Source organism: Streptomyces sp. NPDC027189 (assembly GCF_055566975.1).
This window is the reverse complement of sequence record NZ_JBVHRI010000013.1, coordinates 263,817-286,646: the sequence shown is the minus strand read 5'-3', so window position 1 is coordinate 286,646 and position 22,830 is coordinate 263,817. Positions and strand designations below refer to the sequence as shown.

Sequence of the window (22,830 nt, the reverse complement as noted above, 5' to 3'; positions counted from 1 at the left end):
GAGCGGACGAACTCCCACTCGGCATCCGACAGTTCATGACGACGTATCACCCGACCATGATCCACCACCCAAGATCATTTGACGACAGACCCTAGTCGGCGGACCACCCGGAGACGACCAGGGCACCGACGGGCCATCCGGCGCCGACCGGGTAGTCGGCGGACCACCCGGAGACGACCGGGGCACCGACGGGCCGTCCGGTGCCGATCGGGGCGCCAGTCGCCGGCTGAGTGGCGGCGACGCCTGCCGGGCATCACAAGATCCGCTGGCATATGCCAGCGGGGCAAGATACTCCACCCCACCCCCTCCTGTCCCGATTTCTGGCAACCCTTCGAGACGGACCGCTTACCGCCGGTAGATGTAATCGGCATGAGCAGCACACGGAACCCGGCAACCACCTCCCCCCACGGCCCCGGGGCACCGTTGCCCGACCGTTTCGACATCGCGGGTGTCACCTCCGAGGGCGCCGCCTGGCTCGCCTCGGCAGGAACGTATCCGCGCAGCGCGCTCGCCCTGTGGGCAGAACGGCCGAGCGCTCCGGTCGTCCTGCCCTGCGGCAGCCCCTTCGACGTCGTCAACGCTCCGGCGATCTTCGGGCGGCGGATGCTGGACCGGTTATGGGACGACGGGCCCGGCTCCGGCCCGGTGGCGGCCTACCGCGGGCGGATGCTGCTGTTCGCCGCGCCCGGTACGGCTCAGCGGCTGCCCTCGCTCCTGGAGTGGGAGGAGTGGGGTTCCCGCGGCGCCGAGGGCCAGGAGGGCGCCCGGCACGTGGGGCGGTGCGGCGCGGTGCCGCCGCTGCTCTGCCACGGCACGGGGGACGCGGTCACCGTCCCCGCGCTGAGCGTCGACGGCACCGGACCGAGCGCCGCCGCCCGCCTGGAATCCCGCTGGCTCGTCGCCCCCGACACCCGGCATCCCTGGCTTCCCGGCCCCGAGATCCTGCTCTGGGCGGCCGTCCGGGCGGCCCGCGGGGCCGCCTCCGCCGCGGTGCGGATATCGATTTTTCCTCCCGCCGATCAGGATGCTAAGGTCTACGACGTCAGCAGGCGCCGCTAGCTCAGTTGGTTAGAGCAGCTGACTCTTAATCAGCGGGTCCGGGGTTCGAGTCCCTGGCGGCGCACGCTAGCGATGGCGAGGCATGTTCGCGGAGAACGCGAACCGGCCTCGCCATCGTTGTTTTCGCGGGCCTTCGCCGCGCGCTGTGGGGGGCTCCGCCGCCCACACCCCCGTGAGGTTGACCCAGTGACCGGAGTCGCGGCCGGCTCACCCCGTCGTGATCTTCACCGTCCACGCCCCCGAAACCGTCCGGCCCTCCACCTCGATCCGGATCTTCTCGCCCGGCACGGTGTAGGTCTCCCCGAGCGCCACCGGCGCGTCCGCGAGTGGCGGGTAGACCGAGTCCTCCCAGCAGGACTCGGTGTGGGGGTGCGCGTCCAGGACCTCGATCGGGCCGCCGCCCGACTCGGCCTCGCTGTGGACGCGGTAGACGAGGACGCCCTGCGTGCACGTCGTGCCGTCGTTGCCCGCCGAGCCGCGCACCTCGAAGGCGATCGCGCTGTCGGCGCCGGTCGGAACCACCGCAAGCTTGGTGCCCCGGCCGAAACCGAAGGCGTGCGGCCCCGGCGGAACGGGCGAACCCGACGCCACCGGCGGCACCGAGGCCCCGGATGAAGCCAAGGACCCGGACGCAGCCAAGGACCCCGACGGACCCAAGGACCCGGACGCAGCCAAGGACCCCGACGGACCCAAGGACCCGGACGCAGCCAAGGGCCCAGGCGGACCCGAGGGGCCGGGCGGACCCAAGGAGCCGGGCGGACCCAAGAGGCCGGGCGAAGCCAAGGGCCCAGGCGGACCCAAGGACCCGGACGAAGCCAAGGGGCCGGGCGGACCCAAGGACCCAGGCGAAGCCAAGGGCCCCGGCGGACCCATTGCCCACGACGACCCCAGGCCCCCCGACGACCCCAGGCCCCACGACGATCCCGACGCCCCGGCCCCGGCCGCCCCCACCGTCTCCGGCCCCGCCCCCAGCGGCTCCAGCGTCACCCACGTACTGCCAGTGCCGTGCACGCACGCCACCTGGTGTGGTTCCAGCCAGCCCAGCTTCCACTTGTGCCAGGCGAACAGGTCGGGCGCGAGGCCGAACTGGCTGCCCATGAGGTCCCAGTCGCCGACGTAGGTGTCCCAGTCGCCCTTGCCGTCGGAGGGGCGGTGGTAGAGGTCGGGCAGGTCGAAAACGTGGCCGGTCTCGTGGGCGAGGACGAGGCGGTCCGGCGGGTGCTTCTCGAAGACCGTGACGACGCGGCGGATGTCCTTCCCGTCGGCTTCCAGAGGCGTGTCGAGGTTGACGACCTTCGTGGCGTCCGAGTCGACGCCCGGCGCGTCCGGGTCGGCCACGAAGTAGACGATGTCGTAGCGCGAGAAATCGACCTGCTGGTCGGCCGCGGCGAGCGCGTCGCGCAGATAGGCGGCGCGGTGCGCGGAATTCCAGTCACGCTGTATGGCGTACGACTTGGAGGTGTGCGGCATCCGGATCCAGTCGCGCAGGGAGTACGGCCGCACCGTGAACTTGCCGTACGAGGCGCGCTCGAAGAAGTCGCTGGTGGCCGGGAAGTAGTCGGCGGTCAGTTCGGCGGGCGTGGTCCGCGGCGTGGAGTCCGGGAAGGACAGGAAGACCAACACCGCGTCGAGCGCGTGGGTGGGGCGCACATAGGCGGCGTCCCAGGTGTCGACGCCCTCCGAGTGGTGTGCCTCGGTCCGTTCCAGGGCGCACGGGTCCCAGCGGGGTTCGGCGAGCGCGGGGCCCGGCATCAGGGAGGTCGCGGCGAGCGCGGTCATCGAGGTGAACACGGCCGCGGTGCTGCGCCAGCGTGGCGTCCCGTCACGGGTGAGGCTCCGCAGGGCCTCACGGGTGAAACCCTGCAGGGCCTCACGGGTGAGACCTCTCAGGGGGAGCGGACGCGGCACGTCGACCTCCGGGTGCGGACTTCGGGACACCGCACCCAGCCTGGGCGAATTTGTATTACTTTGCCCTGTTTGTCTGCACCAGAAGGGTGAGGGGCCACACGAGGCCGACACCCCGAACACTCACGGAACGTCACATACGATCGGCCGGGGAAGTAACCCGTCCAGATGGAGGCAGAAACGATCTGTCAGAACCGGCAGTTGTTCCGGGACACTGGACAGTGGCTGCAACTCCCCGAGGCCACCCTCTATGATCGGCACACTTTCCTGCACGGACACGGCTTGTTCGGCCGTCCAGCACCGGCCGACCACTCCGAGAGACCTATACGAAAAACGAGTGCACTGCGGGAGCGAGCGGTGAGCGGAACGTCCGAAGGGCCGGCGCCCTCGGCAGGCCTCGTCCGGCCGGCCGTTACAGAGCGTCACATCGGCACATCTCCTCGTATGTGCGCCGGGTCGTCTCCCGGCGCGCTTGTCTCCCGCGGGTCACCTCCTGACCCGTACGCCTCTGCCGACACGCCCTCCGACACGCCCGTACCCGACGGAACGTCACCCCGTACCTTCCAGGCCGTCTTCGCCACCGCGCCCCTCGCCATGGCCGTTGTCGACCGCGAGGGCCTGATCGTCACGGCCAACGAGTCGCTGGGCACGCTGCTCGGTGGCGGTGCGGACGCGCTCACCGGGCGGATCGCCGCCGATCTCGTGGACCTGGCGTCGGACGCCCGCACCTGGCACTCGTACCGCGAGGTGCTGCGCGGCCGGCAGGCCCGGCTGCGCTGCACCCGGCGCCTCAAGCACCCCGACGGGCACTCCCTCTGGGTCCAGGTGACGGTGGCGCCGCTGCCCCCGCAGGAACAGGCAGTCCTGCTGTCCGTTGCCGACATCAGCGCCCGGCGCGAACTCCAGGCGCGGCTGCGCCACTTGCAGATGCACGACCCGGTGACCCGGCTGCCCAACCGCACCCTGTTCTTCGAGCGCCTCTCGGCCGCGCTGGAGGCGGAGGCGTACGAGGAGGGCGGCACCGGCCGGATCGGGCTCTGTTACCTGGACCTCGACGGATTCAAAGCGGTCAACGACACGCTCGGCCACCGCGTCGGGGACCGGCTGCTCGCGGCCGTCGCCGAACGCCTGACGAGCTGCGCCGACGAGGCGGGTTACGCGAGAGCCGCCACTCCCCTGGTGGCGAGACTGGGCGGCGACGAGTTCGCGCTCCTGGTCGAAGACTCCACGGGCACGGACCAGTTGGCGGACCTCGCCGAATCCGTCCTGAAGGTCCTCCAGGCGCCGTTCGACCTCTCGGGTCAGCGGCTGTCCCTCTCCGCGTCGATCGGAGTCGTCGAGCGGCGCGCCGCCGGGACCAGCGCGACCGGTCTGATGCAGGCCGCGGACACGACGCTGTACTGGGCGAAGGCCGACGGCAAGGGCCGCTGGACCCTCTTCGACCCGGAGCGCAACGCCCACCGGATGACCCGCCAGGCCCTGTCCTCAACCCTCCGCGCGGCCGTCGAGCGCGGTGAATTCGCCCTGGAGTACCAGCCGTTGGTGGGCATGGAGGACGGCGGCGTACGCGGTGTCGAAGCCCTGGTCCGCTGGAACCACCCGCAGTTCGGAACGCTGACGCCGAATCGGTTCATCGGATTGGCCGAGGAAGACGGTTCGATCGTGCAGCTCGGCCGCTGGGTGCTCGCCACCGCCTGCCGCCAGGCCCGCCGCTGGCAACTGGACCACCCGGACGCGCCGCCGATCTTCGTCAGCGTGAACGTGGCGGTGCGCCAGGTCTGGGACTCCGACCTGGTCTCCGACGTGGCGGACATCCTCGCGGAGACCGGTCTCGCCCCGCACCTCCTCCAGCTGGAGCTGACGGAGTCGGCGGTGATGGGCTCGGCCGGCCGCCCCCTCCAGGCCCTGCAGGCCCTCAGCGACATGGGCGTCCGTATCGCCATCGACGACTTCGGCACCGGTTACTCGAACCTCGCCTACCTCAGCCGTCTCCCGGTCTCCGTCCTGAAGCTGGACGGCTCCTTCGTACGGGGCTTCCAGTACGAAGACACGGGGGCTCATCCCAACCCCGCCGACGAGGTCATCGTCGAGGCCCTCATCCAACTCGCCCACCGGCTGGGCCTGACGGTCACCGCCGAGTGCGTGGAAACCGCCTCGCAGGCCTCCCGGCTGCGCGGCATCGGCTGCGACACCGGCCAGGGCTGGCTGTACTCGCGGCCGGTGGCGCCGGATCGTATCTCCGCACTATTGACGGCGACCGACTCCCGTCAAGCCTGAGACCCGCTCAGGCCTGGGGCGACTGAGGCTTCGGCAACCCGTACGCGTCCGCGATGAGTTCGTAGGAGCGCAGGCGTACGTCGCCGCTGTGGGCGTTGCCCGTGATCATCAACTCGTCGGCGCCGGTGCGCTTTTGCAGGTCGTCGAGGCCGGAGCGGACCTCGTCGGCGGTGCCGTGAATGACATTGGCGTTCCAGCTGGTGATGAACTCACGCTCCATGGAGCTGAATTCGTACGCCTCCGCCTCCTCGGGCGTCGGGACCAGACCCGGGCGGCCGGTGCGCAGGCGGACCATGTTCAGGGCGGCGGCCATGACCTGGCGGCGGGCCTCCTTCTCGTCGTCCGTGGCGAGGGCGGCGACGCCGATGAGGGCGTAGGGGGAGGACAGGACCTCTGACGGCTGGAAGGACTCGCGGTAGAGATCCAGCGCCGGGATCGTGTTCTGAGCCGAGAAATGGTGGGCGAAGGCGAAGGGCAGGCCCAGGACTCCGGCGAGGCGGGCACTGAACCCGGAGGAGCCAAGGAGCCAGATCGGAGGACGGTGCGGGGACTGCACACCGCCGGGGGACGTCGACTGGACGGGGCCGGGGACCGCGTGGATGCGGGCGTAGGGGTGGCCGTCGGGGAAGTCGTCGTCCAGGAAGCGGGTGAGCTCCGCGAGTTGCTCGGGGAAGTCGTCGGCGCCTTCGTTGAGGCGGTCGGTGCGGCGGAGGGCCGCCGCGGTCGCGCCGTCCGTGCCCGGGGCTCGGCCGAGGCCCAGGTCGACACGGCCCGGGGCCATCGCCTCCAGTGTGCCGAACTGCTCCGCGATGACCAGGGGGGCGTGGTTGGGGAGCATGACGCCGCCGGAGCCGAGGCGGATGCGGGTCGTGTGGGCGGCCAGGTGGGCCAGGATCACCGCGGGGGAGGACGATGCCACGCCCGGCATCGAGTGGTGTTCGGCGACCCAATAGCGGTGGAAGCCGCGGGACTCCGCGAGGCGGGAGAGCTTGACGCTGGTGCTCAGGGCGTCGGTCGCGGTGCGGCCCGCTCCTACGGTGACCAGGTCCAGGACCGACAGGGGTACGGGGGCGGTGCCCGTCGCCGTGCCTCGGATCTCGTCCGTCTCGTCCACCGGGGTGCCTCCAGATACGTGCGCGATACTGTCCGGCGAGTAGTAACAGGAGGCGGTCTCCGGTTATTCCCGGGTGCGGCGCGGGGTGGGTGCTAGGGGTTTGTTTCGCCCCCTCCGCCCGTACCTGTCCCGTACCTGGGGGCTGCCGCCCCCAGACTCCCTGCTGTCGCGCTGACGGCCGGTGGGGGTTTGGGGGCGGAGCCCCCAAGGTCGGGAATGGGTAGGGGCGGCGGGGGCGAAAACCCCTCACACCTGCACGATCGGCTCCCTCGTGAACAGCGTGCCCAGCTCGGGGGCGTTCACGCGGCGGTCCGCCAGGCGCAGGCCCTCCCAGACGGTGACCTGGTTCGCGGTGAGGACCGGCTTGCCGAGAGCGGCCTCCAGGGCCGGGATGTGGGATGCCGTATGGAGGGCCGTGTCGGGGAGGAGGATCGCCTCCGCGTCGGGATGGTCGGCCTCCCGGGCGAGGGCGAGGACCTGCTCGGCCCCCCAGGTGGCGACCTCCGCGGCGGTGATGACCCCGGCGCCGCGCACGGAGACCACCTCCACCCCCGCGTCCTTCAGGAACGCGGCGAAGAGCGCGGCCACATCCTCCGGATAGGTCGCCGCAACCGCGACCCGCCGGACACCGATCTCCGGCACCGCGTGCGCGAAGGCGAAGGACGTGGAGGAGGCGGGCAGCCCCGCGGTCCGGGCGAGCGCGCGGACCTGCTCATGGGCGCCCTGCCAGCCGTACACGAAGCTGCCGCTGGTGCAGGCCCACACGATCGCTTCGGCACCGGAGAGGCGCAGTTCCTCCACTCCCGCAGCGAGCCGGGCCGCCGAGCCCATCTCGAGGAGCGCGTCGACCCGGTGCGCGTCCTCGCCGATCTCCGTGTGGACGAGGGGAAGCCGGATGTCGCTGCCGAGCAACTGCTCCATGCGCGGGTAGTCGTCCTCGCCCGAGTGACCGGGGTAGAGGAATCCGAGTGCGGTCATGCCCAACCTTCCTGTTCTTCCGGCAGTACGGGCCCTTCCGGCAGTACGGGCCCCCGACGAGCGGACTCGTCGAGCAGAGCCTGATAGGGACCCACGGCCCGGGTACCCAGCTGACGCAGCGCCGCCCACATCGTCACCTGGTTGGCCGAGAGGACCGGGATGCGCAGTTCGGCCTCCAGCTGGGGGATGACGTCGTACGTCGGAAGGTTGGTGCAGCTGATGAACAGGGCGTCCACCTCACCCCGTACCGCCCGGTGGGCCATCTCCACCACATCGCGGTACGGGACCTTCCAGATGTGCCTGGTCAGGCCCATGAAGGCGCGGCCCGTCACCGCGATGCCCGCCTCGGCCACATACTCCTCCAGCGACTGGGTCACCGAGACCGTGTACGGGGTCACCAGCGCGATACGGCGGGCGCCCAGCTCCTCCAGCGCGCAGAGGAGAGCGCCGGACGTGGTGACCGAGCCGACCGCTCCCGCCCGCGTCATCGCCTCGCACATCGCGCGCTCCCCGGCCACGCCTCCCACGAAGCTGCCGGAGGTGCAGGCATACGCGACGACCTCGGGCGCGACCGCGGTCAGGGCGCGCACCGCGTCGCCGAGCGTCTCGTGTTCGGAGACCAGGCGGGCCAGGTCCAGGCTGACCTCGACCGGCACGAACGGCGTGCGGGTGAGGTGCAGGGAGACGTCGTCCGGCACCCAGCGCCACAGCTCCCGGTCGAGGGCGAAGTCGAAGGGGGCGACGACGCCGATGCCGCGCTGCGGGCGGGGGCCGCCCAGAAAGGAGACATCCATGGCAGGCACCGGCCTCACGAACAGAAACGGGTGGGCAACGGACCGTACGCGAGCCCGTGTTGACGAAGGTAGGTTCCGGTGCGAGCGTGGTCAATCCGCGCATCTCAGACGGCTCGCACGCACCTTTCCTCTCACACCTACCCAGATACCCCTCATTCTCCGGAAAACCCTGGAAAGCGGACCTGATCCCTCCCCGCCCGCGCGGTCCGCGCCGCCCCCGAAAAGCGGACCCGCCCTGCGAAACGGTTGCCCCCGATGACCACCCTCCTCGTCCTCGACGCCGACCCCCTCCCCCGCCTCGGCAGGCTCACCGGTCAGGTGCGGATCGAGCACGCCGACGAGTCCACGCTGGCCGAGCGGCTGCCGTACGCGGACGTCCTGCTGGTCTGGGACTTCACCTCGCACGCCGTACGCCGTGACTGGCCCGGCGAGGGTCCGCGGCCGCGCTGGGTGCACACGGCGAGCGCGGGCGTGGACCATCTGATGTGCCCCGAGCTCGCCGCGTCCGAGACGGTGGTGACCAACGCGCGCGGGGTCTTCGATCAGCCGATCGCGGAGTACGTCGCCGCGCTGGTGCTGGCCATGGCGAAGGATCTGCCGCGGAGCTGGGATCTGCAGCGGCAGCGGGAGTGGCGGCACCGCGAGTCGCAGCGGGTGGCGGGCACCCGTGCCTGCGTGGTCGGCTCCGGGCCGATCGGACGGGCGATCGTCGGGACGCTGAAGGCACTTGACGTCACAACGGCGCTGGTGGGGCGCGCCGCGCGCAGCGGCGTGCACGGCCCGGAGGAGCTGGACCGGCTGATGGCCCGCGCCGACTGGGTGGTGTGCGCGGCGCCGCTCACCGAGGCCACGCGCGGCATGTTCGACGCGCGGCGCTTCGGGGTGATGCAGCCGTCGGCGCGCTTCATCAACGTCGGGCGCGGGCAGCTCGTCGTCGAGGACGCGCTGGCCGAGGCGCTGTCGAAGCGGTGGATCGCGGGTGCGGCCCTCGACGTCTTCGAGCACGAACCGCTCGGCCCCGACAGCCCGTTGTGGCAGGTGCCCGGGCTGATCGTGTCGCCCCACATGAGCGGGGACACGGCCGGCTGGCGGGACGCACTGGGCACGCAGTTCGTGGAGTTGTACGAGCGCTGGGCGGCGGGAAAGCCGCTGCCGAACGTCGTCGACAAGAAACGTGGGTACGTGCCGGGACAGTGAACTCCCTTTGGAGGGGCCGATGTCGGAACTCACCGAGCTGACCGCCGTACAACTCGTCGATGGCTACCGCAAGGGCGAATTCAGCCCCGTGGACGCGACACGCGCGGCCCTGGAACGGGCCGATCGCGTCCAGCCCGCCGTGAACGCGTTCGTACGCCTCGACGCGGACGAAGCCCTCACCCGGGCCGGGGAGTCGGCGGAACGCTGGCGGCGCGGCGAGCCCGCGGGCCTGCTGGACGGCGTCCCGGTCACCGTCAAGGACATCCTGCTCATGCGCGGCGCACCGACCCTGCGCGGCTCCAAAACCATTGATCCGCACGGGCGCTGGGACGAGGACGCGCCGTCCGTGGCCCGGCTGCGCGAGCACGGCGCGGTCTTCCTCGGCAAGACGACGACGCCCGAGTTCGGCTGGAAGGGCGTCACGGACTCGCCGCTGTCGGGGGTGACGCGCAATCCGTACGACGTCTCGCGCACGGCGGGCGGCTCCAGCGGCGGCAGCGCGGCGGCCGTGGCACTCGGCGCGGGCCCGCTGTCCCTCGGCACGGACGGCGGCGGCAGCGTCCGTATCCCGGCCGCCTTCTGCGGGATCTTCGGGCTGAAGCCGACCTACGGGCGAGTGCCGCTGTATCCCGCGAGCGCCTTCGGGACGCTCTCGCACGTGGGGCCGATGACCCGGGACGCCGCCGACGCCGCGCTGATGCTGGACGTGATCAGCGGGCCCGACGCGCGGGACTGGTCCGCACTGGGGCCGGTCGGCGGGTCCTTCGTGGACGCGCTGGAGGGCGGGGTGCGGGGGCTGCGGGTCGCCTATTCGCCCTCGCTGGGCGGGCAGGTCGCGGTCCGGCCCGCCGTCGCGGCGGCGGTACGGCGGGCGGTGGAGCGGCTCGCGGGCCTCGGCGCGTACGTCACCGAGGCCGACCCCGACTTCACCGATCCGGTGGACGCCTTCCACACGCTCTGGTTCAGCGGGGCGGCCCGCGTGACCCAGCACTTCGGGCCCCATCAGCGGGAGTTGCTCGACCCCGGTCTCCGCGAGATCTGCGGCATCGGCGCCCGCTTCGGCGCGCTGGACTATCTCGCCGCGGCGGACGTCCGCATGGAGCTCGGGCGGCGGATGGGGCGCTTCCACGAGTCGTACGACGTCCTGGTGACGCCCACCCTGCCGCTGACGGCCTTCGAGGCGGGCGCCGAGGTCCCCAAGGGCTCCGGGCAGCGTCGATGGACGGGGTGGACCCCGTTCACGTACCCCTTCAACATGACGCAGCAGCCCGCCGCGACGGTCCCTGTCGGGGTGGATGCGGACGGCCTCCCGGTGGGCCTGCAGATCGTGGCCGCCCGGCATCGGGACGACCTCGTCCTGCGGACGGCGCACACGTTGTACGAGGCGGGAGCCGCGGGAGTGACTCCCGCGGCCACGACAGGGCCTAGGCCCGCCGGAAGCTGAGCGTCTCGCCCAGCGCGCCCGAGCGCCACAGGTCGTTGCAGGCCTCGGCCATCGCGTCGAGGCCGTCGACCACCTGGCCCCAGACGATGCCCGGCACCCAGCCCACATCGCCGTTGAGGAGCAGGTTGTTGCGCTCGTAGAAGAGGGCGAGGTCGACGACGGTGGTGCCGGGGCGTACGTCGGTGTCGTAGCCGTAGGACTTGGTGCCCAGCTCCGTGCCCGCGAAGGCGAAATAGCAGAGGTCTCCGGGAATCGGGGTAACTGTCGGATTTTCCAGGGGTGGCTCCGATTTCGCGAAAGGCGGGAAAAGCGCGTAGATCTCATTGCGAGCGTATTTCGCGTGGTAGACGTCGCCGCCCAGCGGGAGCGCGTCCCACACCGCCGCGCAGGTGATCGGCGCCCTGTCGTCGAGGAGCTTCGCCGTGCAGTGGACTCCCCGCTTGACCAGGGAGATTTCGATAAAGCGATCGTCCATGCATTCCATGGTCCCGCGGCGGTCAAGGTGGCCTCGGCAGCGGACGGGGCTCAAATCGATCCGAATACTTCGCATGACCCCGGGTAGTCGCGCGGCCATGGCTCCACCACTTGGGAATGACACAGAGAAACGAGGGCCGAGCCGGCGGTCGCTGCTCGCGGGCGCCTCCGCGCTCGGTGCGGTCGGGGCGCTGGGGGCCGCCGGCTGCAGCCGGGTCGCCACGGCGTCCGACAACGGCGGTGATCTCCTCGACCGGTTGAAGGCTCAGGGTGTCGTACGGCTCGGCATCGCGGGCGAGATCCCCTTCGGCTACATCGACAAGAACGGCGAACTGACCGGCGAGGCGCCCGAACTCGCGAAGGCCGTGTTCAAGCGGCTGGGGGTCGATCGCGTCCAGCCGGTCCCGACCGAGTTCGGCTCACTCATTCCTGGGCTCAACTCGCAGCAGTTCGACGTCGTGTCCGCCGGGATGTACATCAACCCCGAGCGCTGCCAGCAGGTCATCTTCGCCGACCCTGATTACCAGATGCTCGACGCGTTCATCGTGCGCAAGGGCAATCCGAAGGGGTTGCACGACTACAAGGACATCGTCGCCAAGAAGGCCAAGTTCGCGACGGGCACGGGGTACGCGGAGATCCAGTACGCGGTCGAGGCCGGATACAAGGAGAGCGACATCCTGATCGTGCCGGATCAGGTGGCCGGGCTGAACGCGGTCGAGGCGGGGCGCGCCGACGTCTTCGCGGGGACCGCGCTGACCACACGGGAAGTGGTCAAGAAGTCCCGCAAGGCGGAGAGCACCAAGCCCTTCGCGCCCCTGGTGAAGGGCAAGCCGCACGTCGACGGTGGCGGCTTCGCGTTCCGGTCGGCCGAGACGAAGCTGCGGGACGCCTTCAACGTGGAGCTGAAGAAGATGAAGGACAGCGGCGAACTGTTCCGCATCCTCAGGCCCTTCGGTTTCACCAAGGCCGAGATGACCGACATGACCGCGAAGGAGCTCTGCGGCGGATGACCTCGGGACTCTGGGAACTCGTACTCAAAGGGATCTGGATCACCGTCCAACTACTGGTCTACAGCGCCCTGTTGGCCTGTGCGGTCTCCTTCGTCGTAGGGATCGCGCGCACCCACCGGCTGTGGATAGTCCGCTTCCTCGCAGGCTTCTACACCGAGGTGTTCCGCGGCACCTCCGCGCTGATCATGATCTTCTGGGTGTACTTCGTGCTGCCGCTCGCCTTCGGCTGGCAGCTCGTGCCGATGTGGGCGGGCACGCTCGCGCTGGGACTGACGTACGGGGCGTACGGCAGTGAGATCGTGCGCGGCGCCCTGAACGCGGTCGACCCCGCGCAGCGCGAGGGCGGTATCGCGCTCAGCTTCACGCCCTGGCAGCGGATGCGGCTGGTCCTGCTGCCGCAGGCGGTGCCGGAGATGATCCCCTCCTTCTGCAACCTGCTGATCGAGCTGCTCAAGGGCACGGCCCTGGTCTCCATCATGGGGATGGGCGATCTGGCCTTCAGCGGCAATCTGGTGCGGCTCGCGCTGCAGCAGAGCGCGGAGATCTACTCGTACATCCTGCTGATCTACTTCGTCATCGCCTTCCTGCTCACCCGGATGATGCGCGGCCTGGAGAAGCGGCTGAAGGCCGGGATCGGCAAGGAGCCGGAGCGCGGGCCGTCCCAGCGTGAACTGCGCCGCGCAGAGACCGCCGGCGTGGGCGCGGCGAGCGGAGGTGCCGCATGAACTGGGACTGGAGCGCGGTCGGCGACTTCATGCCGCACTTCTGGGACGGGCTGCTGGTCACCCTGCAGGCGCTGGCCCTCGGTTCGCTGATCTCGTTCGCCCTCGGACTGGTGTGGGCGCTGCTGATGCGCACGCCGACACGATGGGTCCGCTGGCCGGTCGGGGTCGTCACCGAGTTCATCAGGAACACCCCGCTCCTGGTGCAGCTGTTCTTCCTCTTCTACGTGCTGCCCGAGTGGAACATCACGTTCTCCGCGCTGACCACCGGTGTCGTCGCGATCGGCCTGCACTACTCGACGTACACGATGCAGGTCTACCGGGCCGGCATCGAGGGCGTGCCGTCCGGCCAATGGGAAGCGGCCACGGCACTCAGTCTGCCCCTGCGGCGCACCTGGACCGCGGTGATCCTGCCGCAGGCGATCCGCCGTGTGGTGCCCGCGCTGGGCAACTACGTCATCTCGATGCTCAAGGACACACCGATGCTGATGGCGATCACCGTGCTGGACATGCTCGGGGAGGCGCGGCTGTATTCGCAGCAGCACTTCCAGTTCACCGAGCCGCTCACGGTCATCGGCGTGGCCTTCATCCTCATTTCCTATCCGGCTTCCCTCCTCATGCGAGCCCTGGAGCGACGTCTTGTCCGCTGACACCCCTCTGATGAAAGACCCCGACGCGCACGCCAATCCCCCGGTGGACGGCGCCGAGCTGATCCGTTTCGACAAGGTCACCAAGCGGTTCGGGAGCAACACCGTTCTGGACGGGCTCGACTTCCGCGTCGACTCCGGCAAGCACGTCACTCTGATCGGCCCGTCCGGCTCGGGCAAGACGACGATCCTGCGGCTGCTGATGACCCTGGCCAAGCCGGACGAGGGCACGATCACGGTCGCCGGGGAGCGGCTCTTCCCGGCGGGCGAGAAGCAGATCCGTGAGGTGCGCAAGAAGATCGGGATGGTCTTCCAGCAGTTCAACCTGTTCCCGAACATGAGCGTGCTGAGGAACATCACCGAGGCGCCCGTCACCGTGCTCGGCCTGTCCAAGGACGAGGCCGAGGCGCGGGCCCGCGAACTGCTCGACCTGGTGGGCCTCGCGGACAAGTGCGACGAGCGCCCGACCCGGCTGTCCGGCGGCCAGCAGCAGCGCGTGGCGATCGCCCGGGCGCTGGCGATGCGTCCGCAGGTGCTGCTCCTGGACGAGGTGACGTCCGCGCTCGACCCCGAGCTGGTCGCGGGGGTCCTCGACGTCCTCCGTGACATCGCCCGCACCACGGACATCACGATGCTCTGTGTGACCCACGAGATGAATTTCGCCAGGGACATCTCGGACCAGGTCCTGATGTTCGATTCCGGCCGCGTGATCGAGGCCGGTTCACCGGAGCAGATCTTCAGCGATCCGGAGCACGACAGGACCCGGGAATTTCTCAGCGCGGTTCTGTGACTACGAGGAGTGCATGCGAACGGGCGCGGGAAGCCGCGAGGTCCGGCACGTGGGGCATGCCCCACGTGCCATGACGCTGGCATATGCCAGAGTGGCGCGCTCCTGCTGAGAGAGTTGGAGCGCGCCATGAATCTCGTCAACACACGCTCACAGCAATCGCTTTGGTGGTTATCGTTGAGGGAGCCCGGTTCTCCGGGCTGTGTCTTGTTCGAGCCGGGCCCATGAAGCGCAGGGGGAAACCGTGGCGCTGATGCACGAACCGACCGCGCCGTACCACTCGGCCCAGGACGCCCTCCGCGTCCTGGAGACGGTGTCGCGGCATTCCACCGGTGTCACCGACGCCGAACTCGCCCGACAGACCCGCCTCGGCACCGAGCGCCTGACCGCGCTGCTGCGGATGCTGCGCCGGGAGGGGTACGTCGAGCAGATCGCCGACGGCGCGTACGTCACCGGTGCCGCCCTGAGCCGGCTCGGTTCCGCCCACGGCCGCGACCAGGCGCTGCGCGAGAAGCTCCAGCAGACCATCGACCGGCTGCGCGACTCGGTCGGCGCCGCGATCTACATCAGCCGCTACATCGACGGTGAGGTGCACGTCACCCAGTGCGCCACGAGCCCCGCGACCCCCGCGGTCAACGAGTGGGTCGACTTCCGCTCCTCCGCCCACGCCAGCGCGGTCGGCAAGAGCCTGCTCGGCCAGCTCGACCACAAGGGCCGGCGTGACCACCTAGCCCGCCACAAGATGGCCCGACTCACCTCGCGCACCATCACCAGCGAGCGGCTCCTGCTGTCCCGTCTGGAGGCCCAGCCTCCTACGGTGCCGGTGCTCGACCTCCAGGAGTACGCGGTCGGCACGGTCTGCGCCGCCGTCCCCATCACGGCGGGCTCCTCCGTCGGCTGCCTCGCCCTGTCCCTGCCGGTCGAGCATGCCCACCGGCTCCGGCAGGCCGCGGACACGCTGAACCGGGGGGCGACCCCGGTCCTGCTGTCCCTGGCGATCTAGGGCCTGTCCTTCGGATCACGCCCGGGCCGTCCGTCCCCGGCGATCCAGCGCGCGGCCGGGTGGTCAGGAGCACCTCTGCGGACCAGGTAGTATTTCTTTTGTCGCCGACCGCGAGAGCGGGAGGCGGGAGTCATGCGCCGCTAGCTCAGTTGGTTAGAGCAGCTGACTCTTAATCAGCGGGTCCGGGGTTCGAGTCCCTGGCGGCGCACCTTGGTGAAGGCCCTCCACAGCAGTGGGGGGCCTTCACGCATGTCCCGGTACGTCCGACAGGGCGCGCACCGTCGGGGTCGTGACAGCAGGCGCAGCGGAAGCGGGGGCAGGCCGGGGGCGCGCGGGGCGGCGCCGAGCCGGAGGGCGTGGAGGGGGTTCCGCCGAGCTCGAAGAAGTTGTCGTCGGGGCGGACGGGGACGCCGAGGATCTCCTCCCAGACTTCGGTGAGCACCGCGACCAGCCGCCCGACGGGCGCGGCCGTCGGTACGGGGACGCCCGCCGCCGGTGCGGGCAGCCGCCCCCGGTCGAGCTTGCCGTTCGGGGTGAGCGGCAGGGCGGGCAGGGCGATGACCGTCGTCGGCAGCATGTGATCCGACGGCAGCCGGGCAGCCCGACGGCGTACGTCCCCGGTCTCGCCCCCGTCGACCACGACATACGCGTCGGTCCGCACCCCGGCCGCGTCCTCTAGGGCATCCCCGCTCAGCACCACCGCGGCCGCCGCGACCGCCGTGACCGCCGTGACCGCCGTGACCGCCGTGACCGCCGTGACCGCCGGATCCTCCAGCAGCACCGAGCGGATCTCGTCCAGCTCGATGCGGAAACCGCGCACCTTCACCTGGCTGCCGATCCGGCCCAGGTGCTCCAGCGGACCGTCGGCGCGCAGCCGCCCCAGGTCGCCGCCGCGGTAGCGCCGCCCGCCGCCGTACGGGTCGGTCACGAACCGCTCGGCCGTGAGCTCGGGCCGACCCAGATACAGGGCTTGAAGAAGGACCCGCCCGCCCCGGCGAAGGACAGGCTGATGAGATGGGTCTCTTCCACAGTCTTCTCTCCCTCGGGCCGCTCCACTGACGGACGGTGCCTCACCCCGATGCCTTGCTCCGACGCCTCACCCCGAGGTCACGAACTCGGTCAGCACCCGGGCCAGCAGCCCCGGGTCCCGCACCCCGCACAGCTCCCGCGCCGAGTGCATCGAAAGCCCCGGTACGCCCACGTCCACGGTGGTGACGCCGAGGCGGGCCGCGGTGATCGGACCGATCGACGTGCCGCACGGCATGGTGTTGTGGGAGACGAACGGCTGCCAGGGCACATCGGCCCGTTCGCAGGCCGCGGCGAAGGCGGCGACTCCGGTGCCGTCGGTGGCGTACCGCTGGTTGACGTTGACCTTGATGACGGGGCCGCCATTGGGCAGCGGGTGGTGGTCCGGGTCGTGCCGTTCGGCGTAGTTGGGGTGCACGGCGTGGGACATGTCGGCGGAGACGCAGAAGGCTCCCGCGAGGGCCCGGCTGAAGTCCTCGCCGCTGCCGCCGCGCGCCGCGACACTGCGGCCCAACACCCTTTCCAGCAGCGGACCTTGGGCGCCGGACTCCGAACCGCTGCCGACCTCCTCGTGGTCGAAGGCGGCGAGCACGGGAATGTGCGCGGGCGGCCGCGAGGTGGCGGCGGCGACCAGGGCCGTGACGCCCGCGTGCACCGAGATCTGGTTGTCCAGGCGCGGCGAGACGATGAACTCCTCGTCGGCGCCCAGGTATCCGGGCGACTGGATGTCGTGCAGCATCAGGTCCCAGCCGAGGATCTCGGCGAAGCCGGCGTCGGCCTCGTCGGCGATCCGGCGGAGCAGGGCGCCGGGTTCAGTGCCGCCGAGCCCCCACAACGGGGCCATGTGCCGCTGCCGGTCCAGGGCGAGGCCCTCGTTCACGGTCCGGTCGAGGTGGATGGCCAGCTGCGGCACGCGCAGCAGCGGCTTGTCGACGCAGACGAGCCGGGTCGAGCCGTCGCGCAGGGTCAGCCGCCCCGAGATGCCCAGGTCGCGGTCGAGCCAGGTGTTGAGCGGTACACCGCCGTAGATCTCCACGGCGATCTGCCGCCACCCCGCCGAGCTGGTGTCGGGCGTGGGCTTGACCCGCAGGTTCGGCGAGTCGGTGTGGGTGCCGATGATCCGGAACGGGGTGCGGGCGGGGGCACCTTCGGGGACGTACCAGGCGAGCAGCGCTCCCCCTCGTACGACATACCTGCCGCCCTCGGCACCGGCCGTCCAGTCGTCCGTCTCGCGCAGCTCCTCGAAGCCCGCCTTCTCCAGCCGCTGCGCCGCGCTCGCCACCACGTGGTACGGCGAGGGGCTGGCCCTGACGAAGGTGAGCAGATCGTCGCTGTGAGCGCGGTCGTACGCACCGTTCGTGTCCTGCTTGTCCTGCGTGTCCTGAGTGTCATGCGTGGGGGACATGAGTGCCTTTCAGGTGCTGTTGAGGGTGGAGGAGGGGCGCTACCGGGTCGTCCGGCCGGGTGCACAGTTCGGCCGGTACGGCGATCCGGTCGTGGACGAGTGCCCGCGCGGTGGCGGGTCCCACAGGTCGGTGGAGTACTCCAGGAACGTGCGGTAGCCCCGGGCCGGGTCGCGGCACGGGGCGAGTCCGAAGCAGAGGTCGGCGCGGGACACGGGCGGGGCGAGGTCGCTCACCTCGACGTCGCGTCCGGGGATCTCGATCTCCGTGTCGAGGGAGTTCTGGAAGGCGATGGTCAGCGGGAAGCGCTCGGGCACCTCGCGGGCGCCGCTCTCGCGCAGTGCCCTGATGATCCGGGCCGTCGGCAGCACATGGGCCGTCACCTCCAGCGCGCCCGCGCCCGTGCGCTCCACCAGCCCACCCCGTGTCTCCTCCGGGTCCGGCGTGACCCGGACGACCACGCTGGTCGCCGTCAGCACGACCAGCGACTCGAACCCGCCGCGCTCGCGCAGCGCCCGGACGATCCGGGCCGTCGGCAGCACATGGGCCGTCACCTCCAGCGCGCCCGCGCCCGTGCGCTCCACCAGCCCACCCCGTGTCTCCTCCGGGTCCGGCGTGACCCGGACGACCACGCTGGTCGCCGTCAGCACGACCAGCGACTCGAACGCGCCGCTCTCGCGCAGCGCCCGGACGATCCGGGCCGTCGGCAGCACATGGGCCGTCACCTCCAGCGCGCCCGCGCCCGTGCGCTCCACCAGCCCACCCCGTGTCTCCTCCGGGTCCGGCGTGACCCGGACGACCACGCTGGTCGCCGTCAGCACGACCAGCGACTCGAACGCGCCACGCTCCCGGTTCGCGTACGGCGTGCCCATCACGATGGCCCGCTCCCCGGACCGGCGGGCGAGCAGCACCCCGAGCGCGGCGACGGCCACCCCGAACGGCGTCGCGTGCCGGTCGGCCGCCAACTCCTTGACGGCGACGCGGAGTTCACCAGGGACCGAGCCGCGCAGGGTGTCGCCACGCCCGCTCGGCTCGGCGGGGCGGGGCCGGTCGCCGGGTATCTCGGCCCTCGCGGGTATCCCGTCCAGGTACCGGGTCCAGTACGCCGCCCTGCGCGCCTCCCGCGCCGGGTCGGCGTTCTCCCGCAACCGGCGCGCGTAGTCCGGGCACGGGGTGGCCGGTTCGGGCAGACCGTGCGGGCGGCCCCGCGCGGCGGCTGTGCAGCGCTGGGCAGCGAGTACAGCCGGAATCCCGCACTCCCGCACACGCCGATCCGTAAGCCGGGTGAGCCGGCCCGCGGCCGCGCGTACCCCGCGTGCTCCAGGGCATGGTGGGCGCACTCCAGGAAGAGCCGCTGCCGAGGGTCGGCGACGGTGGCCGCGCGCGCTCATGCCGAAGAAGGCCGCGTCGAAGCCGTCGATCCCGGGCAGCGGGGCGCTCGCGGCCACGAAGTCGGGGGCGCCGTACTCTTCGGGCGGGTGGCCGGCGGCCGCCGGCTCGGCGTCGCTGAATCGCCGTACGTGCGAGACTCCGGCCCGGATGTCCCGCCAGTACGCGGCGGGCGAGTCAGCTCCCGGGAACCTCAGCGCCATCCCGACGACCGCTGTACGCACCACTCGCCCCCTCCGCTTCTGCTCCTCGGACGGCGTACAACCTGAGCAGGTAGATCCCCGCAATCACGATGGCGACCCCGTGGGACCAGGCCACAACGGTGAACGCCGAGAACGATTCGAGGGCCGTCGACACCGCGATCATGCCGAGCCCGAAGCCGAGGTTCTCCAGGGTGGCCGACAGGCCGAAGGCATGGCCGCGCAGGGTCTCCGGAAGGGTCTGCAGATGCGAGGTGTACGACACCTCGGTGAGTCCGTCCGCCGCGCCCGCGGTCAGCGCGATCCCGATCGTCGCCGCCATCGGGAAGCCGGCGAAGCCGAGGATGAACGCGGACGACATCACCACCGTGCCCAGGCCGAAGCCGAGCGCCCCGACGGACCGGCCGGTGCGTTTGGCCCAGCTCTGGATGACCTGCTGCGCCAGCACATTGCCCAGTGCCCAGAACAGCCAGAAGCGGCTGACGAACGCGGCCGGATCGTCCGGGTCCAGCGCACTCGAATAGACGGGCAGGGCCGCGTTGTGGGAGGAGGAGCCGAGCGCGTCGATCCCGCGCAGAGACACCATCAGCCCGAGCGCGGGCACCGCGGTCAAGGCCGTCGCCGCCCCGAACACGCCCTTCCGTTCACGGAGTTCACCGTCCGGCACCGGCTCCTCGGACACGACCGTCCGCGCCACCCCGGGCAGCCACGCCACCGCCCCCGCGCACACGAGGAAGCTCACCGCGTCCACCAGAAACGCGGCGGTGAAACCCAGCCACGGCACCACCACACCGGACGAGGCGAACCCGGCGACCATGGCCAGCGAACGCCCGCCCACCATCAGGGAGTTGGCCCAGCCGCGCCGGTCCGCCCCGACCAGGTCGGGGATGGAGCTGCGCAGCGCGACCATGAAGACGGTGCTGCACGCGCCGACGACCGCCGACACGGTGAACAGCACCCCGGTCCGGGGCCCGCCGTCCGGCGTCACGACCGGCAGGAGCATGACAATCGCCTGCACCACATTGGCCCACAGCATCACCGGCTTGACTGCGAACCGGGCCGGCATCCGCCCCGCGACCATCCCGGCCAGGAACCCCGCCCCGAGCCGCACCGCCATGAACAGCCCCATGGCGAGCGCGCTGTCGGTGGTGGCGTAGACGAACAGATTGAGCGCCACCATGTTGAGGAAGGTGCCGTACGAGGAGACGGAGTATCCGGCGACCAGGACGCGATAGCGCCCGTCGGCCGTCACGGGCAACGCACCACGAGCCGTCCCCGGGGGGCCGTACGACCCCACACCGCATCACCGTCGACGGCTTCGATGTCTGTGACCCGGATCAGGCGCCGCATGTTCCCTCTTCCCTCGACACAGGTGTCCGGGTCCATCCTCCCCCCGAGGAGCGGGAGGAATTCCTCTCCTTCATGTCCTTCGACAGAGCTCTTCCGAGACCCCTTGCCGTCTTTCGAAAGACCTCAACTAGCTCCGCAGATAGGCCAGCACGGCCAGCACCCGCCGGTGGGTGTCCTCGGCCGGAGGAAGGTCCAGTTTGCCCAGGATGTTTCCGATGTGCTTGCCGACGGCCGCCTCGGTGACGACCAGTTGGCGGGCGATCGCACCGTTGGACTTTCCCTCCGCCACCAGGCCGAGGACCTCGCGCTCGCGCGGCGTCAGCGCCTCCAGCGGGTCACGCCGACGGCGCAGCAACTGCCGTACGACCTCGGGGTCCACGACCGTCCCGCCCACGGCCACCCGCTGCACCGCCTCCGCGAACTGCTCGACCTGTCCGACACGGTCCTTGAGGAGATACCCGACGCCGGTGCCGTCCCCGGTGTCGAGGAGTTCGGCTGCGTACGCCCGCTGGACGTACTGGCTGAGGACGAGCACCGGCAGGCGCGGATCCGCGGTCCGCAGGGCGAGGGCCGCACGCAGTCCCTCGTCCTGGAAGCCGGGCGGCATCCGTACGTCGGTGACGACCAGGTCGGGCGCGTGCGCGGACACGGCTTCCGTGAGCGCCGCCGCGTCGCCGACCGCCGCCACGACCTCGTGCCCGAAACGGGCCAGCAGCCCCACCAGCCCCTCACGCAGCAGCACGCTGTCCTCGGCGAGCACGACTCTCAGCAAGGGATCTCCATACGCAGCACGGTCGGACCGCCGGGCGGGCTGTCGACGGTCAGTGTCCCATCGAGGACCGCCAGCCGGTCGGCGAGACCGGTGAGCCCCGACCCCCGCCCCGGGTCGGCTCCTCCACTCCCGTCGTCCCGCACCTCGATCCGCAGCCGGTCCTCGCCGTACCGCCCGCTGATCCACGCCCGCCCCGCCCCACTGTGCCTGCCCACGTTCGCGAGTGCCTCCCGCACCGCGAAGTACGCGGCGGACTCGACGGCTTCGGCGAACCGCGGCAGCTCGCTCAGGGTCTGGTCCACCTCCACGGGTACGGCGGACCGGTCGGCGGCGTCGGCGATCGCGTCCCCGAGGCCGTAGTCGGCGAGCACCTGCGGATGGATGCCGTGAATCAACTCGCGTAGCTCACCGAGGACTTGGTCCGCCTCCTGGTGCGCGGCCGCGAGCCGCTCCGCCAGTTCGGGCGGCGCGTCCAGACGCGCGAGCCCCAGCGTCATGCTCAGCGCCACCAGCCGCTGCTGCGCCCCGTCGTGCAGATCGCGTTCGATCCGCCGCCGCTCGGCCTCGAAGGCGGCCACCAGACGGGCCCGGGACTTCGTCACCTCGGCGAGCCGCTGTTCGGGCTCGCGCGGGGCGAGGAGCAGCCGGGCGAGTGCGGCGCGGGCACGGGCGTACAGGGCGAGCGGCCACAGGAGGACGAGGAGCAGGACGAGCCCGCCCGCCGCGCACAGGAACGCCTGCCCGTACGCGTCGATCAGCCACAGCTTGGCGATCCGGGTGTCGCCGCCGGAGACGGCCAGCTGCACGGGCGCCCCCAGCATCGCGCCCGGCACGCCCAGCGCCCCCGCCAGCACCAGCAGGTCCAGCGGCCACAGCACGAACGCCAGCAGGACGGCGTACGCGAGCTCGCGCCAGGTCGCCTGCTCGGTGAACCGGAGCCTGACCCAGGCGGCGAGCCCCGGCTCTTCCGGCGTGCGATGGGGGTTCCCCGGACTTGTGGCGGGGCCGGTCCCCGGTGCCGGGTCCACGAGCCGCAGCCGCCACCGCTCCACCACCCCCACGGGCACGCCCGTCAGCGCGAGCAGCGCCAGCAGTGGCAGCCCGACGAGCACGGGTGTCAGCGCGGCGCCGACGACGCCGAGCACCAGCAGCCCGACGAGCAGCGGGACACCGACGAGTACGCCGCCGACGAGATACCCGACCGGGCGTACCGGATTCCTGCGGATCATGCGGCCACGGTAGGCGGCGCCCGGCGACACGGACCATACGAGCAGCGGGT

19 protein-coding genes, 2 tRNA genes and 2 pseudogenes are annotated in these 22,830 nt (G+C 71.1%); 11 read left to right on the top strand and 12 right to left on the bottom strand.

Features of this window, described 5'->3' with window-relative positions:
* Positions 1-369 precede the first annotated feature (369 nt).
* Both ACZ4RZ_RS29215 and ACZ4RZ_RS29210 read left to right on the top strand, forming a co-directional pair.
* On the top strand, positions 370-1,059 hold the full coding sequence (locus ACZ4RZ_RS29215; protein ID WP_467748970.1) for a bifunctional DNA primase/polymerase: 690 nt from the start codon (positions 370-372) through the stop codon (positions 1,057-1,059).
* Positions 1,050-1,123 (top strand) — tRNA-Lys (locus ACZ4RZ_RS29210). The genes ACZ4RZ_RS29215 and ACZ4RZ_RS29210 overlap by 10 nt, the downstream gene beginning before the upstream one ends.
* 143 nt (positions 1,124-1,266) lie before the next feature.
* Here the strand turns inward: ACZ4RZ_RS29210 and ACZ4RZ_RS29205 are convergent.
* Positions 1,267-2,997 (bottom strand): M6 family metalloprotease domain-containing protein, encoded by a 1,731-nt coding sequence (locus ACZ4RZ_RS29205; protein WP_467748968.1) that lies wholly within the window; start codon positions 2,995-2,997, stop codon positions 1,267-1,269.
* Between the two features lie 324 nt (positions 2,998-3,321).
* On the opposite strand from ACZ4RZ_RS29205, the gene ACZ4RZ_RS29200 reads away from it, so the two are divergent.
* Positions 3,322-5,241 carry a putative bifunctional diguanylate cyclase/phosphodiesterase gene (locus ACZ4RZ_RS29200; protein WP_467748967.1) on the top strand — a complete coding sequence of 640 codons (1,920 nt, stop codon included), beginning with the start codon at positions 3,322-3,324 and terminating at the stop codon, positions 5,239-5,241.
* Between the two features lie 7 nt (positions 5,242-5,248).
* Here the strand turns inward: ACZ4RZ_RS29200 and ACZ4RZ_RS29195 are convergent, their stop codons facing one another.
* The 3 genes from ACZ4RZ_RS29195 to ACZ4RZ_RS29185 form a co-directional block, all read right to left on the bottom strand.
* A complete protein-coding gene (locus ACZ4RZ_RS29195) occupies positions 5,249-6,355 on the bottom strand; it encodes an LLM class flavin-dependent oxidoreductase (RefSeq protein ID WP_467748966.1) in 1,107 nt (368 codons plus the stop codon).
* A gap of 246 nt (positions 6,356-6,601) precedes the next feature.
* Positions 6,602-7,333 carry a maleate cis-trans isomerase family protein gene (locus tag ACZ4RZ_RS29190; RefSeq protein ID WP_467748965.1) on the bottom strand — a complete coding sequence of 244 codons (732 nt, stop codon included), beginning with the start codon at positions 7,331-7,333 and terminating at the stop codon, positions 6,602-6,604.
* Entirely contained in the window at positions 7,330-8,127 is a 798-nt protein-coding gene (locus tag ACZ4RZ_RS29185; RefSeq protein WP_467748963.1) for a maleate cis-trans isomerase family protein, read from the bottom strand. The genes ACZ4RZ_RS29190 and ACZ4RZ_RS29185 overlap by 4 nt, the downstream gene beginning before the upstream one ends.
* Positions 8,128-8,382: 255 nt before the next feature.
* Between ACZ4RZ_RS29185 and ACZ4RZ_RS29180 the strand changes: the two genes are divergently transcribed.
* Positions 8,383-9,324 (top strand): D-2-hydroxyacid dehydrogenase, encoded by a 942-nt coding sequence (locus ACZ4RZ_RS29180; RefSeq protein ID WP_467748962.1) that lies wholly within the window; start codon positions 8,383-8,385, stop codon positions 9,322-9,324.
* Between the two features lie 19 nt (positions 9,325-9,343).
* Positions 9,344-10,768, top strand: coding sequence for an amidase (locus tag ACZ4RZ_RS29175; RefSeq protein WP_467748960.1), 1,425 nt, complete (start codon positions 9,344-9,346; stop codon positions 10,766-10,768).
* Here ACZ4RZ_RS29175 and ACZ4RZ_RS29170 read toward each other — a convergent pair.
* Positions 10,749-11,243 (bottom strand): DUF3830 family protein, encoded by a 495-nt coding sequence (locus tag ACZ4RZ_RS29170; RefSeq protein WP_467748959.1) that lies wholly within the window; start codon positions 11,241-11,243, stop codon positions 10,749-10,751. The genes ACZ4RZ_RS29175 and ACZ4RZ_RS29170 overlap by 20 nt on opposite strands.
* Positions 11,244-11,340: 97 nt before the next feature.
* Here ACZ4RZ_RS29170 and ehuB point away from each other — a divergent pair, with 97 nt between their 5' ends.
* The 6 genes from ehuB to ACZ4RZ_RS29140 all read left to right on the top strand — a co-directional run bounded on the left by ehuB (position 11,341) and on the right by ACZ4RZ_RS29140 (position 15,619).
* Positions 11,341-12,252, top strand: a complete 912-nt coding sequence (ehuB, locus tag ACZ4RZ_RS29165) for an ectoine/hydroxyectoine ABC transporter substrate-binding protein EhuB (RefSeq protein WP_467748958.1) — start codon at positions 11,341-11,343, stop codon at positions 12,250-12,252.
* A complete protein-coding gene (gene ehuC, locus ACZ4RZ_RS29160) occupies positions 12,249-12,977 on the top strand; it encodes an ectoine/hydroxyectoine ABC transporter permease subunit EhuC (RefSeq protein ID WP_467748956.1) in 729 nt (242 codons plus the stop codon). Before ehuB ends, ehuC begins: the two co-directional genes overlap by 4 nt.
* Positions 12,974-13,624 carry an ectoine/hydroxyectoine ABC transporter permease subunit EhuD gene (gene ehuD, locus ACZ4RZ_RS29155; RefSeq protein WP_467748954.1) on the top strand — a complete coding sequence of 217 codons (651 nt, stop codon included), beginning with the start codon at positions 12,974-12,976 and terminating at the stop codon, positions 13,622-13,624. Before ehuC ends, ehuD begins: the two co-directional genes overlap by 4 nt.
* 10 nt (positions 13,625-13,634) lie before the next feature.
* Entirely contained in the window at positions 13,635-14,411 is a 777-nt protein-coding gene (gene ehuA, locus ACZ4RZ_RS29150) for an ectoine/hydroxyectoine ABC transporter ATP-binding protein EhuA (RefSeq protein ID WP_467748952.1), read from the top strand.
* Positions 14,412-14,652: 241 nt separating this feature from the next.
* Positions 14,653-15,411, top strand: a complete 759-nt coding sequence (locus tag ACZ4RZ_RS29145) for an IclR family transcriptional regulator (protein WP_467748950.1) — start codon at positions 14,653-14,655, stop codon at positions 15,409-15,411.
* 134 nt (positions 15,412-15,545) lie between these two features.
* Positions 15,546-15,619 (top strand) — tRNA-Lys (locus ACZ4RZ_RS29140).
* A gap of 35 nt (positions 15,620-15,654) precedes the next feature.
* Here ACZ4RZ_RS29140 and ACZ4RZ_RS29135 read toward each other — a convergent pair.
* The 7 genes and pseudogenes from ACZ4RZ_RS29135 to ACZ4RZ_RS29105 all read right to left on the bottom strand — a co-directional run.
* A pseudogene (locus tag ACZ4RZ_RS29135) lies at positions 15,655-16,375 on the bottom strand (phosphopantetheine-binding protein); the annotation flags it as partial.
* Between the two features lie 132 nt (positions 16,376-16,507).
* The gene (locus tag ACZ4RZ_RS29130) at positions 16,508-17,842 is read right to left on the bottom strand and encodes a M18 family aminopeptidase (RefSeq protein WP_467748949.1); all 1,335 of its coding nucleotides are present in this window, start codon (positions 17,840-17,842) and stop codon (positions 16,508-16,510) included.
* 39 nt (positions 17,843-17,881) lie between these two features.
* Positions 17,882-19,105, bottom strand: coding sequence for a condensation domain-containing protein (locus ACZ4RZ_RS29125; protein ID WP_467748947.1), 1,224 nt, complete (start codon positions 19,103-19,105; stop codon positions 17,882-17,884).
* Positions 19,106-19,134: 29 nt separating this feature from the next.
* Positions 19,135-19,432 (bottom strand): annotated as a pseudogene (locus tag ACZ4RZ_RS29120) (beta-ketoacyl synthase N-terminal-like domain-containing protein); the annotation flags it as partial.
* Positions 19,407-20,609 (bottom strand): MFS transporter, encoded by a 1,203-nt coding sequence (locus tag ACZ4RZ_RS29115; RefSeq protein WP_467748997.1) that lies wholly within the window; start codon positions 20,607-20,609, stop codon positions 19,407-19,409. The pseudogene ACZ4RZ_RS29120 and the gene ACZ4RZ_RS29115, both read right to left, overlap by 26 nt.
* A 297-nt stretch (positions 20,610-20,906) precedes the next feature.
* Positions 20,907-21,539: a response regulator gene (locus ACZ4RZ_RS29110; protein WP_467748995.1), complete on the bottom strand. Its 633-nt coding sequence runs from the start codon at positions 21,537-21,539 to the stop codon at positions 20,907-20,909.
* Between the two features lie 5 nt (positions 21,540-21,544).
* The gene (locus ACZ4RZ_RS29105; RefSeq protein WP_467748945.1) at positions 21,545-22,780 is read right to left on the bottom strand and encodes a sensor histidine kinase; all 1,236 of its coding nucleotides are present in this window, start codon (positions 22,778-22,780) and stop codon (positions 21,545-21,547) included.
* Positions 22,781-22,830 lie beyond the last annotated feature (50 nt).